We start from the raw sequence: 17,586 nt of genomic DNA on the forward strand, positions 1-17,586 counted from the left end.
GCGCTACAAAATGGATATTCAGCTATCATAGCAAAAATCCCCCCAAGGGATTGCCACCCCAATTAGATAGGTAGGGCATTTATGCAAGTATCCCGCTCCTCGGCGATCCGTGTTGTTTCGCCTCTCGCCAGCAACACCGCGCCTCAGCGGCCCGCGCACGGCAGTGCCGCGGTTATCGAAGAAATCACCGCCGGCTTGCTGGCGCGCGATGCGCATACTTCCCCCAAGTTCCTGTACGACAGCCTGGGTTCCAAGCTGTTCGAGGCGATTTGCGAACTGCCCGAATATTATCCAACCCGTACCGAAGCGAGCATCTTTGCCGCCTATGGCGCCGACATGGCGCAAGCGGTGGGCGATGGCGCATCGCTGATCGATCTGGGTGCGGGTAATTGCGCCAAGGCGGCAGCGCTGTTCCCGCTGCTGAAGCCAGCGCAGTACGTGCCGGTCGATATCTCGCGCGACTTCCTGCTTGGCGCGGTGGCGCAGTTGCAGCAGCGCTTTCCGCAGATCGAGATGACGGCGCTGGGACTGGATTTTTCCAGCGGCTTTGAACTGCCGGACAGTGTGCGCACCGAGCGCCGGGTGTTCTTCTATCCCGGTTCATCGATCGGCAATTTCTCGCCGGAGCAGGCGGTGACTTTCCTGCGCGGCCTGCGCGCCAATGCCGGCGCCGACGGTGGCCTGCTGATCGGCGTGGACCTGATCAAGGACCATGCGGTGCTGGACGCCGCCTACGACGACGCTTTGGGCGTCACCGGCGCCTTCAACCTGAACATGCTGCGCCACCTGAATCACCTGATCGGCGCGGACTTTGAAATCGACCAGTGGAAGCATGTGGCGTTCTTCAATCCTGCGTTGAGCCGGATCGAAATGCACCTGGAAGCGCGTTGCCCGCTGACCGTGACCTGGCGCGGCGGCGAACGCGATTTCGCGCGCGGTGAACGGATTCACACGGAAGACAGCTACAAATACACGCGCCAGTCCTTCGTCACGCTGCTGGAGCGCGCCGGCTTTGCCACTACGCGTATGTGGACCGACACCGACACCTGGTTCGCGGTGATTCATGCCCGGGCCAGCTGACATGGAACGACTTCTCGCGCGCTATGCAGCGGTGCGCAAGCACACCCTGGCGCTGGCGGAGCCGCTGTCCGATGAAGACTGCGGCGCGCAATCGATGCCCGATGCAAGCCCGATCAAATGGCATCTGGCGCACACCACCTGGTTCTTCGAGACGTTTATCCTGGAGCGCATGGAGCGCGACTTTGCGCCGTTCCATCCGGCGTTTCGCATCCTGTTCAACTCCTATTACAACGGCATCGGCGAGAAGCATCCGCGCGCGCAGCGTGGCCTGCTGACGCGGCCCGCGATGGCGCAGGTACGCGCTTACCGCGCCGACGTTGATGCACGCATCGCCCGCCTGATCGACAGCGCGCCGTCCGCGGAACTGGACATGCTGCTGACGCTCGGCCTGCAGCACGAGCAGCAGCACCAGGAGCTGATGCTTACCGACGTCAAGCACCTGCTGGCGCAAAGCCTGCTGCGTCCTGCTTACATGGACATACCGTTGCCGGCTGCCGCACCAGTGGCGCCACTGGCCTGGATTGCCTTCGACGGCGGCCTGACCGAGATTGGTCACAACGGCGGGGGCTTCAGCTTCGACAACGAGCTGCCGCGCCATAAACAATACGTGGCGCCGTTCGCGCTGGCTTCGCGGCTGGTGACCAATGGTGAATATCTCGACTTCATCAACGCCGGCGGCTACTTCAATGCCGCGCTGTGGCTGGCCGAGGGCTGGGACTGGGCGCGCACGCAAAACCTGAAAGCGCCGATCTACTGGTTCCAGGACGAGCAGGGCGCTTGGCAGGAATTCACGCTGCACGGCCCGCAGCCGCTGGACCTGAACCGGCCCGTCACGCACATCTCGCTGTTTGAAGCAGACGCTTACGCCCATTGGGCCGGCGCCCGTTTGCCGACCGAGTTCGAGTGGGAATATGCCGGCACGCTGGCGCCGCTGGAAACCGGTTCGCTGCATCCGTCCGGCGCCGGTGCCGGCGCAGGCTTGCAGCAGATGTTCGGCCACTGCTGGCAGTGGACCAGCAGCAGCTATGCCGCGTATCCCGGCTTTGCGGCAGCGGAAGGTGCGCTGGGCGAATACAACGGCAAATTCATGCTGAACCAGTACGTGCTGCGTGGTTCGTCGTCCGCCACGCCGGAAGGCCATGCGCGCGCCAGCTACCGCAACTTCTTCCCGGCCGGCGCGCGCTGGCAGTTCAGCGGCATCCGCCTGGCGCGATAGTGCCAGACGGAGGCGGGGCTAGGCCAGGTGGCGCGCGATGCTGTTGGGGACTGTCTATACGTGCCAGTCCGGCGTTCAGCGCCCGCCACGCCAACATTCTGCTCCAGGGGCAGCACGTCGATCTGCAAGCGGTCGGCATAGCTGTGCGCGATGGCGGCGGGATGGTCGGTAGAAGCGTCGTTTGCCACCAGCACCGCAAAATCGCGGAAATGCTGCTGCGTCAGGCTATCGAGCGTTTGCGCCAATGTTGCCGCAGCGTTGTGGGCGGGGATCAGTACTGTGACTTGTGCCATATTCTCTTGTTGATCGGGCATTAAGAGAAAACTCAGCTGAAGCGTTCGATCAGCCTGGCGACCTTGTCGACATCTTCCATGCGCCGGTGGGCAAAGCAGATATTGCAGAGCGTGAGGTAGTGGTTCCGGATGATCTTGTCGACGCTGGCCGCAAAATCCGCAGGCAGCGAGCCGCGCAGGTAGAACAGATACTCGATGAAATCGAGCTCGAATTTGTTGACCGTGGCCATATCGACCTTGACCCGCTGGTTCCAGGCGGTCGGGTCGCCTTCACGGTAGGCGGCGCCCAGCAGGGGCAGATACAGGGCGCCGCCGCGCATCGAGCCCCACACCTGGATAAAATAATCGATGACCGGCGGCTGCTGGAAAAACCACGCAGGCATGGTGTCGATCACGCTGCGCCGCACCAGCAGCGCCGCGGTCGGCATGAAGCCGCCGTCGCCTTCGATCACCTCGCCGGGCGCGATCAGCCGCGGTTGATCGCCGTGATCGGCATAATTGCCCGTGACCTGGTCATCGTTCCAGCGCACCCGGGTGGCGCGATGGAAGCACAGGTCGACATGGGGCAGCAGCTCCAGTGCGGTGCACTGCAAGGCCAGCTTGTCTGGCGAGGTCCAGAAATCGTCGCCTTCGCAGATCGCCAGCAGCTCGCCGGTGCATTCGGCCATGATGTACGGCCACATGGAAATCTGGCGGCTATAGATGTTTTGCGGCTGGCGGATGATCTTGACCGTATGGCGCGAGGTGGCGGCAAATTGCCGGTAGATGGCTTCAGAACCATCGGTCGAGGCATCGTCGTGGATCACGATCTCGATCGGCCGGTTCAGCTGTTGGGCCTCGATGCCGGCCAGGGCCTTGCCGAGATAATTCGCGTGGTTGTACGCCATGACCACCACCGAGACGGTTTGCGTTGCTGTCATTTTTCGTAGAGGAAGAAGGGTTCTGCCGGATTGATGCCGAGCTGGCCGGCATCAACCTCGATGCCCAGCGTCTGGTGGTTGCCGCCGATGTATTTCAGGCCGGCGGACGCGATGATGGTGAAAATATCGGTGCCGTACAGGCGCACATGGTCGGACTGGCCGAACAGCATCTCGCGCGTCACCACCGACGACGTCGATTCCTCCACGATGGTGCTGGGCAGAATGGACGAGTACGGCGTTTGCAGGATGGCCCGGCCGCCTGGCTTCAGTACGCGGGTCAATTCGCGGACCGCTTGCTGATAGTCGTGCACATGCTCCAGGACATGGTTGGCGATCACCAGGTCGAAATGGTTGTCGGGGAAGCCGATGTCCAGCATGTCGATTTTCTGAATCTCCGCCGAGTTCGGATACATGTCGGCAAGTATGTGCTCTTGCGGCTGCTGCTGCTGTACCAGCAGGCGCAGATAGCGCTCTGGCGCGAAATGCAGCACCTTGCCGCCGGCAATGCGCTGCAGCAGGCCTGGCTGGCTCAGGTAGATGAACAGGTGACGCTCGCGGTCGGTGCTGCCGCAGTGGGGGCAGCCGAAATTATCGAGATCCGAGCCGACCAGCTGGACTGCCTTTTGCAGCGGACTCAACGCAGCATAACCCTGGTGGTAGGGCAAAAATTGTTGCACGTTCTGCCGGCAGACTACGCAATATTTCATGGGGGATATCGGCGCCGTAGGGCGCTGTCCTTATAGTGAGTGGGCAGATCAGGAGGTGACGGCGTCGTCTTCCTCGATCTGGATCTTGACGTAATAGCGTTTGCCGTTCTCGGCGGTGAAATAGGCGTTGCGGAAGCTGCCATGCGTGGTGGCGCGCAGCAATTGCAGGTGTTGCCCCAAGGTGCCCACCGCAGCCAGATCCAGTTCGCACAGCTGCCGGTAGTCCTGGATGCTATTGTAATTGCCGTCGGTCGGCGGCGGCACGGTGTGGAAGCGGCCGCGGATGATGCTGGCGATGTGCTGCGCAATCAGGTGCTTTTCAGCCGCAATGACTTTGCGGTAGACCTCCAGCGAGGTGTCGGCCGGCGCGATCTGCACCGCCTGCTGGGCGATGATGCCGCCGTGGTCGACTTCGGCGTCCATCACGTGGATGGTGGCGCCGATCGGCAACCCGTTCAGTAGCGAGAACGCTTGCGGGAACCAGCCGCGGTTGTACGGGTTCAGGCCGGGGTGAAAATTGATGCAGCAGACTTGCTCCACCAGTTGCCGCGGAAAGATCTGCTTGCAGTGCAGGCTGAATACCAGGTCGTAATCGCGCAGCACGCGCGCCACGGTGGCGGGGTCCTTAATGTCGATGCTCGCTGCACCGATATCCAGCATCGCTTGCGGCGCGCGATTGCGCACGGTGTAGCAGAAATCGACCGCCAGCGGCTGGCCGAAATCGTGTTTTTCGAGCTCTGCGCGCAAATGCAGCGACAGCTCCGAGTTTTCGGAGATCACCAGCAGCCGTTGCACGGGGTGGTTCGGGCGCATGTCCATGTTAGCGTTGCCTGATCACGCGCGATCGGCCTGGGCGGCCAGGGCCGCGGCAGGATGGGCAGGGAGGCGACTGAGTACGGCGGGCATGCTCTTCCTTAATTCTTTTGTTGAGGTAATGGTGCCACGTTGCAGATGATGCTATAAGCAAGCTACTCCGTCAAGGCGGGCGTCCTACAGGCGGAAGCTGCTGACCACTTGGTTCAGTTCGCTAGCTTGGTCTTGCATGGCGGCGGCCGCGGCGGCCGCCTGTTCGACCAGGGCGGCATTCTGCTGGGTCACCTGGTCCATCTGGCTGATGGCGATGTTGATCTGCTCGATGCCGCTGCTTTGTTCGTGGTTCGCCAGCGTCATTTCCTCGACAATCGCGGTCACCCTGCGCACGCTGTCCTGCACTTCGCTCATGGTGTTACCGGCCAGGTCGACCAGCTGCGCGCCGGCGGCTACCTTGTCCACCGAGTCGTCGATCAGCTGTTTGATTTCCTTGGCGGCGCTGGCCGATCGCTGCGCCAGCGTGCGCACTTCCGACGCCACCACGGCGAAGCCGCGACCTTGTTCGCCGGCCCGCGCCGCTTCCACTGCCGCGTTCAAGGCCAGGATATTGGTCTGGAAGGCGATGCCGTCGATCACGCTGGTGATATCGACGATCTTGCGCGACGAGTCGTTGATGGCGTTCATGGTGTCGACCACCTGCGCCACCACCGCGCCGCCGCGCTGCGCGACTTCGGTGGCGCTCTTGGCCAGCTGATTGGCCTGCTGCGCATTGGCGGCGTTCTGCTTGACGGTGCTGGTCATTTCCTCCATCGAGGCCGCCGTTTCTTCCAGCGAGCTGGCTTGCTGCTCGGTGCGCGACGACAGGTCCATATTGCCGCTGGCGATTTCCGCCGATGCGGTGTTGATCGCACCGGTGCCGCTGCGCACGCGACCGACGATGTTCGACAGGTTGGCGCTCATCTGCGCCATCGCTTCCAGCAGCTGACCCATTTCATCGCGCTGGGTGCTGCTGATGTTGTGCGTCAGGTCGCCGGCGGCAACCGCACGCGCCACCCGCAGCGCCTCGCCGATTGGATCGGTGATGGAGCGCGTGACGCGCCACGCAAACGCCAGTCCGAGCGCCAGCGCCACCAGTCCAAGCCACGCCATCATCTGGCGCGCCATCGCGATGTCGTGCTTGACGGCGGCGCCGTTTTCTTCCACCACGGATTTCTGCAAGTCGTTCAGCTTGCGGATGCTGTCCTGCAGCCTGCCCAGTTTGGGCTGCATGTTGCTACGCAGGAGGTTGAGGGCAGCATCGCGCTGGCCGTCCGCCAGCAGCTTGCCCACTTGCGTGAACGAGGCCACGTACGCCTTGCGTTCATCGCCGATGCGCGCCAGCAGCGCCTTGCCGTCGTCGCGCGCAACCAGGCGGTTGAGCGTTTCCAGCGCGACGGTGATGGTCTTCTTGTTGGCGTCCATCTCGCTCTTGATGGCGGCCACACGCGTGGCGTCGTCGGTGGTGAAGAGTTCCAGAGTCAGGGCGGAGTTGGCGCGGGTGGTGGTGCTGACGGTGGCCGCTGCTTCGGCCTTGACCCAGTCATTGTCGATGATGGTGTCGTTGATGGTACCGATGCTGCTCAGCCTTTGCAGACCGATCCCGATCAGTATCGCCATCAATACCAGGACCGCGCCAAAGGCCACGCCGAGGCGCGCGCCGATTTTCAGATTCGAGATATTCATTCGGCTGCTCCATATGGTGGACATGGAAGCAGTATAGCGGGGAGGGTGATGATAAAGGTTGCACGGAGGGGACGCCTCCGCGCAACGGATTGCCCTAGCCTTAGGCCGAGATGGCGCCTTTGGCCTGATCCTCTTCCGAACGCACCAGCTGGCGATTGACGGCGCTCAGCACCGCCTTGAAGGAGGCGGTCAGGATGTTGCTGTCGGTGGCCGCGCCAAACAAGGTCGGGCCATTGGCCAGGCGCAGTTCGACATAGCACGCCGCCTTGGCGTTGGCGCCGGAGCCGATCGAGTGCTCGTGGTAGTCCATCAGTTTGATGTCCAGGCCGAGCGCATCGACGAAGGCGTCGATCGGGCCATTGCCGCCGCCTTGCAGCGCCAGTGGCGCGCCACGGTGCAGCATGGCGATATCGATCTGCACCGGCTCGTCGCTGCTGGTGTCTTCCACCATTTTGTGCGACTGGTAGGCGTACGGCGCGTTCTGCTCGAAGTACTCTTTGCTGAAGATGTTGTAGATCCCTTCGGCGGTGATTTCCAGGCCGGTCTGGTCGGCCACGGCTTGCACTGCGCGGCTGAACTCAATCTGCAGGCGGCGCGGCAGCACCAGGCCGAAGTCCTGTTCCAGCAAGTAGGCCATGCCGCCTTTGCCGGACTGGCTGTTGACGCGGATCACGGCGTCGTAGCTGCGGCCCAGGTCTTGCGGGTCGATCGGCAGGTAAGGGATTTCCCAGATCGCGCCTTCCTGTTGTTTGGCGAAGCCCTTCTTGATCGCGTCCTGGTGCGAACCGGAGAAGGCGGTGAATACCAGGTCGCCCACATAGGGGTGACGCGGGTGCACCGGCAATTGGTTGCATTCTTCAACCACTTTGCGCACTTCGTCGATGTCGGAGAAGTCCAGGCCGGGATTGACGCCCTGCGTGTACAGGTTGAGCGCCAGCGTCACCAGGTCGACGTTGCCGGTGCGTTCGCCGTTACCAAACAGGCAGCCCTCGACGCGGTCGGCGCCGGCCATTACCGCCAGTTCCGCCGAAGCGACGGCGGTGCCGCGGTCGTTGTGCGGGTGGACCGAGATAATCAGCGAATCGCGGCGCGCCAGCTTGCGCGACATCCATTCGATCTGGTCGGCGTAGATATTCGGCGTGCTGCATTCCACGGTGGACGGCAGGTTGATGATCAGTTTTTTGTTCGGGGTCGGCTCGAAGATGGCGCTGACGGCGTCGCAGATATGCTTGGAGAAGTCCAGTTCCGTCGTGGAGAACGACTCCGGCGTGTACTCGTAGCCCCAGTCGGTTTGCGGATGCTGCTTGGTCAGCTCCTTAACCAACTTGGCGCCGGTGGTGGCGATGTTGGTGATCTCTTCGCGCGACATGCCGAACACCACCTTGCGGAACACTGGCGCCACCGAGTTATACAGGTGGACGATGGCGCGTTTGGCGCCGACGCAGGAGTCCACGGTGCGGCGGATCAGCTCTTCGCGCGACTGGGTCAGCACGATGATGGTGACGTCGTCCGGGATGCGGTGCTCGTCAATCAGCTTACGCACGAAATCGAAGTCGGTCTGCGAAGCCGAAGGAAAGCCCACTTCAATTTCCTTGATGCCGATCTTGATCAGCAGGTCGAAGAAGCGCAGTTTTTTCTCGATGCTCATCGGCTCGATCAGCGCCTGGTTACCGTCGCGCAGGTCGGTGCTCATCCAGATCGGCGGTTTGCTGATCACGGCGTTCGGCCAGCTGCGGTCGGACAATTGGACGGCTGGGAAAGGACGGTATTTGCTCGCTGGGTTCTGCAACATCATGGTAATGCTCCTGGATCGGGAATATAGGGGACTGGCTAAACGCTGTGGCGAAGGGCTGCGGCGCGGCCACGGGATACTAGGCGCGGCAACCGATCGGTAGTTTTAGCAGTAGCGACAAGGCTGGGAGCATCGGTACAACTTTCCTGGATTTTGTGAAGACGGTGCGGCTTATGGCCGGCACGGGGTACAACTGAGACGCGGATTAAACGCGTGCTAGTAGACGCGCTGCTAGCGATAGGGCGCTGGCAGGCGATAGCAGGAAAGCGGATAGGTGCAGATGCGAGATCATTCCTTAAATGTAAGCGATCCGCGCCGCGCCCGTCAAGCGAATGTTTATTTGTTTGATTTGATTTTTTATCAATGTGGCCCTACCATCAAGGCTCTTTTCATAGAGGAGGATATCGATGCGCTGGATTTCTGCTGTGGTGTGGATGTTGTTTGCCGGCGCCGCGTTTGCCGCGCCGGCAAAGCCGGTGACGACGCCGGAGGATGTGGCGGCGATTACTGCGGTGACCGAGCAGTTCCAGGCCGCGCTCAAGGCCAAGGATGTGAAGGCACTGTCGTCGCTGCTGCTGCATTCGAATATCCTGTGGACGTCACCCGCGTCCGACAAGCAGGCGGCGAAGATGCGCGCGGAGACCGATGTCAATTTCGACGGCGTGAACGCTGGCGGCTATAGCGGCTTTGCGCAGTTCGTGAAGAACTCCAAGCTGCCGATCGAAGAGCGCTTCTACAACGTCAAGATCACCCAGGACGCCGATCTGGCCTGGGTGATGTTCGATTACGAATTTGTCGGCGACGGCAAGGTGGAAAACTACGGCATCGAGACCTGGCAGATGGTCAAGCGCGGCGGCCAGTGGAAGATCTTCTCGGTGGTTTGGTCGACGCACTTCCCGGATTAATGAGATGCGCAAGGGACAAATTGCCGGTCTGGCCTTCGTCTTCATCTGGTTTTTTGTCGGCGGCATCATGCACTTCGTCGCCACCGACACGGAAGCGCGCATTGTGCCGCCGTACATTCCGTGGCCGGTGGCAGCGGTGCTGGTCAGCGGCGTGTTTGAGCTGCTGGGCGCCGCCGGCATCCTGATCGGCCGCACGCGCAGGGCGGCCGGCGTCGGCCTGTTCCTGCTCACATTGGCGGTAACGCCGGCGCATATCTACATGCTGCAGCGGCCCGAGTTGTTCCCGGTGCCGCTGTGGGCATTGTGGCTGCGGTTGCCGATCCAGGCCGCCTTGCTCTGGCTGATCGCCTGGAGCACCTGGCGGCTGCGTCCCCAATAAATCAGCTGACGATCACGCCCGCTTTGCCTGCGGTCATGCGGCCGATGACGGCGGCCTCGCCGAACCCCTGGTCGCGGAACAGGGCCAGCACTTCCTCCGCGCTGCCGGCGTCGCACGACACCAGCAGGCCGCCCGAGGTTTGCGGGTCGGTCAGCAGCGAGTGCTGCGCCGGCGTGATGGTTTCGGCAAGCTGGACGTCCTTGCCATAGGCTTCCCAGTTGCGGCCCGAGGCGCCGGTGAAGTAGCCGTCCTGCGCCAGTTGCTCGACGCCAGGCAGCAGCGGGATGGCGGTCATGTCCAGATGCGCTTCCAGCTTGGCGCCGCGCGCCAGTTCCAGCAGGTGGCCCAGCAGGCCGAAGCCGGTGACGTCGGTCATCGCGTGCACGCCGGCCAGTTCGGACAAGGCCTTGCCGGGTTTATTCAGTTTGGTGGTGTTGGCGATCATGGCTTGGTAACCTTCGTCATCCAGCTTGCCTTTTTTGAGCGCGGCCGACAGCACGCCGACGCCCAGCGGTTTGCCCAGCACCAGCACGTCGCCGGCCTTGGCGTCGGCATTGCGCTTCACTTTCGACGGATGGATCAGGCCCATGACCACCAGGCCGTAGATCGGCTCGACCGAATCGATGGTGTGGCCGCCGGCGATGGGAATGCCGGCTTCCGCGCAGATCGATTCGCCGCCCTTGATGATCTTGCCGATGGTCTCCACCGGCAGTTTGTTGATCGGCATGCCCACCAGTGCCAGCGCCATGATCGGCGTGCCGCCCATCGCATACACGTCGGAGATGGCGTTGGTGGCGGCGATGCGGCCAAAGTCGTACGGGTCGTCGACGATCGGCATGAAGAAGTCGGTGGTGGCGATCAGCGCCTGCTCCTCATTGAGCTTGTAGACTGCCGCATCGTCGGCCGTTTCGATCCCGACCAGCAGTTCCTTCGGCACCGGGAAGCCATTGGAGTTCTTCAGGATCTCGGACAGCACGCCGGGCGCGATTTTGCAGCCGCAGCCGCCGCCGTGGGAGAAAGAAGTCAGTTTGATTGCGTCGTTGCTCATGGTGTGAATTCCCTGGTTAAGTCCTATGCAGCAGATTATCCACTAACTCCAGCAAAGCCGCTTGCTCCACGGCCGGCGCGAACAGCGGCGCGCGGGCGTCGCATTGCGCGCTCAGTGTGGCGTGGAAGCGTTCGTCCTCTATCACGCGGTCAATCAGGTGCGCCAGCGCGGCGGCGTCGCCGCACGGGAAGTAGCCCTGGTAGTCCTCGCCCAGCATGCCGCGGTTGCCACCGATGTCGCTGGCCAGCACCGGCACGCCGGCGCAAACCGATTCGATGATGACGTTGGCGCCGCCTTCCATGGTGGAGGTCAGCGCCGTGGCGCGGCTGCGCTTGAGGCGCTGGCGGGTGGCGGCATGCGGCATGGCGCCCAGCCACTGGTAGCGCGGCTGGGTGGCGGCGGTCGCCTGTGCGGCCTGCGCCAGCACAGCGTCCAGCGCGCCGCCGATATGGACCAGGCGCGCCGACGGTGCGCGCACCAGCGCGGCGGCGCGCATGAAGGTGAGCGGATCTTTTTCAGGCCGCAGGTGACCGATCATGCAAATGTCGGCATGCCGGCGAGCGGAAGAACGCATGGGCCGCAGCGTGGCGGCGGACTGGTAGATCACGCTGGTCTTGGCGCGCAGCGGCGGCGGCAGGGCGTTGACGCCGTCCGTCTGCAACACCACCAGCGCAGTGGCCTGCTGCAAAGAGCGCTGGGCGCTGGCGTCGCTGTGGATATCGCGATACAGGTCGGTGCCGGTCAGCAGCAGGATCGCCGGCCGGCCGGGATGGGTGCGGTGCCAGGCGTCGAGCGACGCCGCCGTGCGTCGAGCGTGCAGCGCGATCAGCAGGTCGGGCGGCGCGGCGGCGCCGGCTTGTTGTGCAGTGGTGCGGACGGGCCAATCGCCCGATATCGTCACGCGGTGGCGCGCGCGCAGGTATCGCGCCCAGCGGCTGGCGCTCTGCCAGTTGCCGTTGTTGGCGTCGGCGGCGGCCGGGCTGACGATCCAGATATGCGTTTTGGTCACTGGTGTTTTGCTTGAAAGTGATTACAATCGGCGCATGACCTCTACATTCAGGAATGCCACATCGCAGCAGTTGGCCGAAGCTCTCCAGCATGCCCGGGATTATACGCTGTCGCTGTTCGATTGTTTTGCCGTCGCCGGGATGGACGCGTCGGCGCGCGTGCCGCAACTGCGCATCATCAATCCACCGTTGTGGGAATTGGGCCATATCGCCTGGTTTGCCGAATGGTTCATCCTGCGCGAAGCGGCGTCCAGTCATCCGGCCGATGCCAACGGCAATTGCCTGCTGACCAAGGGCGACGACTGGTTCGACTCGGCGCGCGTGCCGCACCGCAGCCGCTGGACGCTGGACTTGCCCAGCACCGGCGGCGTCAAGACCTATTGTCACGAGGTGCTGGACCGGGTGCTGGACAAGCTGACGCGCGAACCGAACACCGACCAAGCGCTCTATCCTTATCGCCTGGCGCTGGCGCACGAGGACATGCACGGCGAAGCCTTCCTGTACACCTTGCAGACCCTGGGCCTGCCGGCGCCGGTGCGCACCGCAGCCGAAGCGCAACCGATGTTTGCGCCGTCCGAAATCGGCTTTCCCGGCGGGACCATCGAACTTGGGAGCCAGGAGGGCGATGGCTTCGTGTTCGATAACGAGCGCCAGGCGCACCGGTTCCATGTGGCGCCGTTTCGCATGGATAGCACACTGGTCAGCAACGCCCAGTATGCAGATTTCGTCACCGATGGCGGTTACGACCAGCGCCAGTTCTGGAGCGACGCCGGCGCCGCCTGGCTGATGCGGCAGGAGCGTTCGGCGCCGCGATACTGGCAGCGCGACGGCGCGCAATGGCGCACCATGCGCTTCGGCAGGCTGTGCACGCTGTCCGGCGCGGAACCGGTGCGGCACATCAGCCTGTTCGAGGCGCAGGCTTATTGCGCCTGGGCCGGTCGCCGCTTGCCGACCGAGGCGGAATGGGAGTATGCGGCCTTGTCGGGCCATCCCGCGTTTCGCTGGGGGCAGCTGTGGGAATGGACAGCGTCGCCGTTCGAGCCGTATCCGGACTTCCAGCCTGACCGGTACCTGGAATATTCCGAGCCTTGGTTCCACACGCATCAAGTGCTGCGCGGCGCGTCGTTCGCCACGCCGTCGCGTTTTGGTTCGGCCAAATTCCGGAATTTCTATGCCCCGGAACGCGACGATCTCTTTGCAGGTTTCCGCACCTGCGCCTGGCCGGGATAGTTTCTCATTTGGCCGATGCTCTGCTATGCTTTTTGATTTTCCAGCCAAAGGCGCCGTCCATGAAACTGAAGCACCTCCTTATTTCCGCCACCGTCCTCGGCGTCGCCGCACAAGTCAGCGCCGCTGACGAAGTGACCGTGATCCGCGCCGGCAAACTGGTCGACGTGGTCACCGGCACGGTGCTGAAGGACCAGACCATCATCGTTACCGGCGAGCGCATTACCTCGGTGGGCCCGAGCGCCTCGGCGCAGACGCCGGCCGGCGCCAAGGTGATCGACCTGTCGGCGCAGACCGTGCTGCCAGGCCTGATCGACGCCCACACCCACCTCACGGCCGATCCTTACCTGAGCGGCTACAACGCGCTGGGCGTGTCCGACACCCGCGCCGCGCTGTATGGCGTGCGCACCGCGCGCAAGACACTGGAAGCCGGCTTTACCACGGTGCGCAACGTCGGCGCCGGCGGCTTTGGCGATGTAGCGCTGCGCGACGCCATCAACGAAGGCGATTTCATCGGACCGCGCATGCGCACTGCCGGTTACGCCATCGGCATCAAGGGCGGCCATTGCGACGAGAACCTGCTGCCGCCGGACGTCAACTTCACCGGCCGTGGCGTGGCGGACGGCCCATGGGAGGCGCGCGCCAAGGTGCGCGAGATGGCCAAGTACGGCGCCGACGTGATCAAGATCTGCGCCTCGGGCGGCGTGCTGTCGAAAGGCGACGAGCCGGGCGCGCAGCAGTACACGCTGGAAGAGATGCAGGCCATCGTCAGCGAAGCGCACAAGCTGGGCCGCAAGGTGGCCGCGCATGCACACGGCGCCAGCGCGATCCACGATGCGATCGTCGCCGGCGTCGATTCGATCGAACACGCCAGCCTGATTGACGATGCCGGCATCAAGCTGGCCAAGGAGCACGGCACTTATCTGGTGATGGACATCTACGACGATGACTTCATCCTGCAGGAAGGCGCCAAGGCCGGCATGCTGCCGGAGTCGATCGAGAAAGAGAAGAAGGTCGGCCAAATCCAGCGCGATAACTTCCGCAAGGCTTTCCAGGCTGGCGCCAAGATGGCCTTTGGCACCGACGCCGGCGTCTACCCGCACGGCGACAATGCCAGGCAGTTCTACTACATGGTCAAATACGGCATGACGTCGATGCAGGCGATCCAGGCCGCCACCATCAACGCCGCCGATCTGCTGGGCTGGAAGGACCGCGTGGGTTCGATCAGCGTCGGGAAGTACGCCGACATCATCGCCGTCAAGGGCAATGCGGCCGACGATGCGACGGAGCTGACCAAGGTGTCGTTCGTGATGAAGGGCGGGGCGGTCATTCGTCAGTAAGGTCATCGCGCCTGGCCTGCCAGGGCATGACACTGGCTTGCCAGGCCATGCGGGCAGCGTAGGGAGAAGTTGTTTTTCTTTTTATACTGGCCGCATGCGTGTTTTTCTCCTTCTTGTTGTGGCGTTGCTGAGCGCCTGCGGTGGTGGTGGCGGTTCCTCCAGCGGCACCGTCACCGCGGGCAGTTCGGTGGCCTCTCCCTCCATCTCCGTCTCCGATCCCATTACCGTTGCTGCGCTGCCGGCCATGGCCGATGCGCTGGTGGTGGGCGACCATATTGTGGTGCGCTCGCGCTCCGATTCCTTCGTCACTGTCAACGGCAAGCCTGTGTATGCGGCCACGCGACTGAGCGTGGTGGATAGCCAGGGCAAGCTGCTGTCCTCTATTGATTACGGTTTTACGCTGGCCGCCGGCTACACCGGCGAGTGGCAGATGATGCTATCGCCGGATGGTTTCGTCATGGTGCAGGCCAGCGCCGGCACGCGGCTACTGCACTTCGATGCACAGGCGCGGTTGATCGGCACTGCCAGCGACCTTTATCCCGCAGGCGATTACGCGCCGGCCGAAAACGGCGGTGCGGCCGACGGCAACGGCTTCTGGCTGGCCACCACCTTCTCGCTGCTGCCGGTCACCGACAAGACGCAGTATCTGCTCAAGTTGTGCAAGTTCGATTTCAATGGCAAGCAGCTTACGCCGCCGTTCACGCTGTCCACTTCATCCCTGCATCCGCGCGTGGCGGCGGCCGGCGGCACAGTGCTGGCGGGCTGGATGGAAGGCGGCGGCGCGATGCTGGGCATGTGGCCCAACGGCGCCGGCGCACCGACCGTACGCTCCCTTGGCACTGGCGGCGCGCAGCCATATCCGCTTGCGCTCAATGGCGCCGGCAAGATGGGTGTGCTGTGGAACGGCAAAGCCACGACCACCGCTGCCGGCGGTGTAATGGGTGTGGCTCTCGACACCAGCGGCGCGCCGGTGCTGCCCACCGGTCGCACCGACCTGACGCTAGAGACGCTGTCCGCCAACTGGGCCGGCAATGTGCGCGTGGCGGATATCGATGCGCATGCCTTCAGCGGTGGTGTCGCCATCGCCGGCAGCGTGGTCGGCTCTTTCAAAGCCGGCGACCCGGTTGGCGACGTGCTGGTGCTCGCCGATTATGCCGTCAACGCGGCGCCGTTGTCGGCGCAAGCGCCGTTGATGCTGCGATTTACCCTGCCCGGCGGCGCGGCGCTAGGACCGTCGCCCGTGTTCCGCCAGATGCTGTTCGCCGACCACGCGTTGCTACTGGCCGGTGATGAAGCCGGTTTGAAGGCTTTCTACACTAAGCGTATCCCTTAGTCGCCTCTCTAAAGTGAGGAAAATGTAGCAGAATTACCTATTTGTCATAGACAAATCCATACTTTAATGGATAATTGCTCACCTAACGGCGCCACCGCGCCGTTTTTTTGCGTTCGTCCTTTACAAATAGGAAGTTGATGGAAGCGTTTAAAAAACTAAAAATAGGGTCGCAGCTGGCACTGAGCTTTGGCACGCTGACTGCGCTGATGCTGATCATGGCGACGTTTGCGATTGTGCGCATGTCGTCGATTACCAATGCGTTCCACGACGAGCAGCGCGTGATGAGCGAGAAGCTGGAACCGCTGTACGTGGCGCGTGAAGCGCTGGACCAAACCGGCATCGCGGCGCGCAATGCGTATGTGTTTGCCGATGCCGCAGCGGCAGCAAAAGAGCTGACGGTTGTCGATGAGCAGAAAGCCGTCTATCTGGCCGCCCTGGAGCAGATGACGCCATCGTATAAAGGCGACGCCAATTTCGCCAAGGTGCGCGAAGGTCTGCTGAAGATGGCCGATGCGCTCAAGCGTCCGCGCCAGCTGCGCGAGGCCGGCGACCTGGAAGGTTTTGCGGCCTTTCTGACCAATGAATGCAGCCCGCTGCGCAAGCAGATCGTGGCCGATATCGCGGCGGTGCTGAAAGCGTCACAGGATGAGACGCGCGCCGCCAGCGCCGGCGTGGATGCGCATGCCAGTGACGCCTTCCTGTGGATCGTGCTGCAAGCCGTGTTGTCGCTGCTGGTGAGCGTGTTGATTGCGTGGGTGAATACCCAGCTGCTGCTCAAACAATTGGGCGGCGAGCCGACCTACGCGACCGACATCGCCAACCGGATCGCCGAGGGTGATCTGTCGGTGACGGTGCAGGTCAAAGCCAATGATAAAACCAGCTTGCTGCACGCGATTGCAGCCATGCGCGACAACCTGTCGTCCATCGTTGGCCAGGTGCGTCAGGGCACTAACCTGATTGCCACGGCATCTTCCGAGATCGCCAGCGGCAATCGCGATCTGTCGGTGCGTACCGAGCATCAGTCGGAATCGCTGGAGAAGGTCGCCACCGCGATGGAAGAACTGACCGGCACCGTGCGCCAGAATGCGCACAACGCCATGCAGGCCAATACGCTGGCGGTGTCGGCGTCCGACGTCTCGGAGCAGGGCGGCCAGGTGATGGAGCAGGTGACCGTGACCATGGCGTCGATTAACGATTCGTCGAAGAAGATCGTGGACATCATTTCGGTCATCGACGGTATCGCTTTCCAGACCAATATCCTGGCACTGAATGCAGCGGTGGAAGCGGCGCGCGCCGGTGAGCAGGGCCGCGGCTTCGCGGTGGTGGCGACCGAGGTGCGCAATCTGGCGCAACGCTCGGCCGCAGCAGCCAAGGAGATCAAAGCGCTGATCGATGATTCGGTGGTGAAGGTGGGCGCCGGTTCCGAGCAGGTGCACAAGGCCGCCGAGACCATGCACGAAGTGGTGACCAGCGTGAAGCGCGTGACAGAGATCATGGGCGAAATCAGTGGCGCCAGCATGGAGCAGACGGCCGGCATTGAGCAGGTCAACAACGCCATCAGCGAGATGGATAGCATGACGCAGCAGAATACCGCGCTGGTGGAGCAGGCATCGGCCGCCGCGCAGGAGCTGCAAGACCAGGCCACCAGCCTGGCGCATGTGGTGGATGTGTTCAAGCTGGAGTCGCACACCGCCAGTGTGAGCGGCTTGCGTGGCCGTACGCGCAAGGCGTCGCCGCCGGTGGCTGTACCATCACTGGAAGAGGACGTACGCCGCATCGCCTGATTAATCGCTTGCATGTCGGAGTT

16 protein-coding genes are annotated in these 17,586 nt (G+C 63.0%); 8 read left to right on the forward strand and 8 right to left on the reverse strand.

Annotation, left to right across the window (positions count from 1 at the left end; all coding sequences use genetic code 11):
- Positions 1 to 81: 81 nt before the first annotated feature.
- A complete protein-coding gene (gene egtD / locus HH213_RS21520) occupies positions 82 to 1,080 on the forward strand; it encodes an L-histidine N(alpha)-methyltransferase (RefSeq protein ID WP_169113585.1) in 999 nt (332 codons plus the stop codon).
- 1 nt (position 1,081) lies between these two features.
- On the forward strand, positions 1,082 to 2,296 hold the full coding sequence (egtB, locus tag HH213_RS21525) for an ergothioneine biosynthesis protein EgtB (RefSeq protein ID WP_169113586.1): 1,215 nt from the start codon (positions 1,082 to 1,084) through the stop codon (positions 2,294 to 2,296).
- Here egtB and HH213_RS21530 read toward each other — a convergent pair.
- From HH213_RS21530 to leuA, 6 genes are all read right to left on the reverse strand, one after another.
- Positions 2,233 to 2,589: a glycosyltransferase family 2 protein gene (locus HH213_RS21530; RefSeq protein WP_169113587.1), complete on the reverse strand. Its 357-nt coding sequence runs from the start codon at positions 2,587 to 2,589 to the stop codon at positions 2,233 to 2,235. The genes egtB and HH213_RS21530 overlap by 64 nt on opposite strands.
- Before the next feature lie 32 nt (positions 2,590 to 2,621).
- On the reverse strand, positions 2,622 to 3,509 hold the full coding sequence (locus HH213_RS21535; RefSeq protein WP_169113588.1) for a glycosyltransferase family 2 protein: 888 nt from the start codon (positions 3,507 to 3,509) through the stop codon (positions 2,622 to 2,624).
- Positions 3,506 to 4,186, reverse strand: a complete 681-nt coding sequence (locus HH213_RS21540; RefSeq protein WP_169113589.1) for a class I SAM-dependent methyltransferase — start codon at positions 4,184 to 4,186, stop codon at positions 3,506 to 3,508. Before HH213_RS21540 ends, HH213_RS21535 begins: the two co-directional genes overlap by 4 nt.
- Before the next feature lie 78 nt (positions 4,187 to 4,264).
- Entirely contained in the window at positions 4,265 to 5,035 is a 771-nt protein-coding gene (locus tag HH213_RS21545; protein WP_169113590.1) for a dTDP-4-amino-4,6-dideoxyglucose formyltransferase, read from the reverse strand.
- Positions 5,036 to 5,206: 171 nt separating this feature from the next.
- The gene (locus tag HH213_RS21550) at positions 5,207 to 6,748 is read right to left on the reverse strand and encodes a methyl-accepting chemotaxis protein (RefSeq protein WP_169113591.1); all 1,542 of its coding nucleotides are present in this window, start codon (positions 6,746 to 6,748) and stop codon (positions 5,207 to 5,209) included.
- 100 nt (positions 6,749 to 6,848) lie between these two features.
- A complete protein-coding gene (gene leuA / locus HH213_RS21555; protein ID WP_110848480.1) occupies positions 6,849 to 8,543 on the reverse strand; it encodes a 2-isopropylmalate synthase in 1,695 nt (564 codons plus the stop codon).
- Positions 8,544 to 8,947: 404 nt separating this feature from the next.
- Between leuA and HH213_RS21560 the strand changes: the two genes are divergently transcribed.
- Both HH213_RS21560 and HH213_RS21565 read left to right on the forward strand, forming a co-directional pair.
- Positions 8,948 to 9,445: a nuclear transport factor 2 family protein gene (locus tag HH213_RS21560; RefSeq protein WP_169113592.1), complete on the forward strand. Its 498-nt coding sequence runs from the start codon at positions 8,948 to 8,950 to the stop codon at positions 9,443 to 9,445.
- A 4-nt stretch (positions 9,446 to 9,449) separates the two neighbouring features.
- On the forward strand, positions 9,450 to 9,824 hold the full coding sequence (locus tag HH213_RS21565; protein ID WP_169113593.1) for a DoxX family protein: 375 nt from the start codon (positions 9,450 to 9,452) through the stop codon (positions 9,822 to 9,824).
- Between the two features lies 1 nt (position 9,825).
- Here HH213_RS21565 and selD read toward each other — a convergent pair whose 3' ends face one another.
- Entirely contained in the window at positions 9,826 to 10,872 is a 1,047-nt protein-coding gene (gene selD, locus HH213_RS21570; protein ID WP_169113594.1) for a selenide, water dikinase SelD, read from the reverse strand.
- A 16-nt stretch (positions 10,873 to 10,888) separates the two neighbouring features.
- Entirely contained in the window at positions 10,889 to 11,881 is a 993-nt protein-coding gene (gene senB / locus HH213_RS21575) for a selenoneine biosynthesis selenosugar synthase SenB (protein WP_169113595.1), read from the reverse strand.
- 34 nt (positions 11,882 to 11,915) lie between these two features.
- Here senB and senA point away from each other — a divergent pair, with 34 nt between their 5' ends.
- From senA to HH213_RS21595, 4 genes are all read left to right on the forward strand, one after another.
- Entirely contained in the window at positions 11,916 to 13,109 is a 1,194-nt protein-coding gene (gene senA, locus HH213_RS21580) for a selenoneine synthase SenA (RefSeq protein WP_229263099.1), read from the forward strand.
- Between the two features lie 59 nt (positions 13,110 to 13,168).
- Positions 13,169 to 14,446, forward strand: a complete 1,278-nt coding sequence (locus HH213_RS21585; protein ID WP_169113596.1) for a Xaa-Pro dipeptidase — start codon at positions 13,169 to 13,171, stop codon at positions 14,444 to 14,446.
- Between the two features lie 94 nt (positions 14,447 to 14,540).
- Positions 14,541 to 15,779, forward strand: a complete 1,239-nt coding sequence (locus HH213_RS21590; RefSeq protein ID WP_169113597.1) for a hypothetical protein — start codon at positions 14,541 to 14,543, stop codon at positions 15,777 to 15,779.
- A 137-nt stretch (positions 15,780 to 15,916) separates the two neighbouring features.
- Positions 15,917 to 17,563 (forward strand): methyl-accepting chemotaxis protein, encoded by a 1,647-nt coding sequence (locus tag HH213_RS21595; RefSeq protein WP_169113598.1) that lies wholly within the window; start codon positions 15,917 to 15,919, stop codon positions 17,561 to 17,563.
- Positions 17,564 to 17,586 lie beyond the last annotated feature (23 nt).

The organism is Duganella dendranthematis (genome assembly GCF_012849375.1).
GTDB classification, from domain to species: domain Bacteria; phylum Pseudomonadota; class Gammaproteobacteria; order Burkholderiales; family Burkholderiaceae_D; genus Rugamonas; species Rugamonas dendranthematis.

What these genes read in the sequence shown, in the direction of transcription:
- HH213_RS21595 (WP_169113598.1), top strand. Translation starts at nt 15,917, where the DNA reads ATGGAAGCGTTTAAAAAACTAAAAATAGGGTCGCAGCTGGCACTGAGC.
- HH213_RS21535 (WP_169113588.1), bottom strand. Translation starts at nt 3,509, where the DNA reads ATGACAGCAACGCAAACCGTCTCGGTGGTGGTCATGGCGTACAACCAC.
- HH213_RS21585 (WP_169113596.1), top strand. Translation starts at nt 13,169, where the DNA reads ATGAAACTGAAGCACCTCCTTATTTCCGCCACCGTCCTCGGCGTCGCC.
- leuA (WP_110848480.1), bottom strand. Translation starts at nt 8,543, where the DNA reads ATGATGTTGCAGAACCCAGCGAGCAAATACCGTCCTTTCCCAGCCGTC.
- HH213_RS21530 (WP_169113587.1), bottom strand. Translation starts at nt 2,589, where the DNA reads ATGGCACAAGTCACAGTACTGATCCCCGCCCACAACGCTGCGGCAACA.
- HH213_RS21545 (WP_169113590.1), bottom strand. Translation starts at nt 5,035, where the DNA reads ATGGACATGCGCCCGAACCACCCCGTGCAACGGCTGCTGGTGATCTCC.
- HH213_RS21550 (WP_169113591.1), bottom strand. Translation starts at nt 6,748, where the DNA reads ATGAATATCTCGAATCTGAAAATCGGCGCGCGCCTCGGCGTGGCCTTT.
- senA (WP_229263099.1), top strand. Translation starts at nt 11,916, where the DNA reads ATGACCTCTACATTCAGGAATGCCACATCGCAGCAGTTGGCCGAAGCT.
- HH213_RS21565 (WP_169113593.1), top strand. Translation starts at nt 9,450, where the DNA reads ATGCGCAAGGGACAAATTGCCGGTCTGGCCTTCGTCTTCATCTGGTTT.
- egtD (WP_169113585.1), top strand. Translation starts at nt 82, where the DNA reads ATGCAAGTATCCCGCTCCTCGGCGATCCGTGTTGTTTCGCCTCTCGCC.
- HH213_RS21590 (WP_169113597.1), top strand. Translation starts at nt 14,541, where the DNA reads ATGCGTGTTTTTCTCCTTCTTGTTGTGGCGTTGCTGAGCGCCTGCGGT.
- selD (WP_169113594.1), bottom strand. Translation starts at nt 10,872, where the DNA reads ATGAGCAACGACGCAATCAAACTGACTTCTTTCTCCCACGGCGGCGGC.
- egtB (WP_169113586.1), top strand. Translation starts at nt 1,082, where the DNA reads ATGGAACGACTTCTCGCGCGCTATGCAGCGGTGCGCAAGCACACCCTG.
- HH213_RS21560 (WP_169113592.1), top strand. Translation starts at nt 8,948, where the DNA reads ATGCGCTGGATTTCTGCTGTGGTGTGGATGTTGTTTGCCGGCGCCGCG.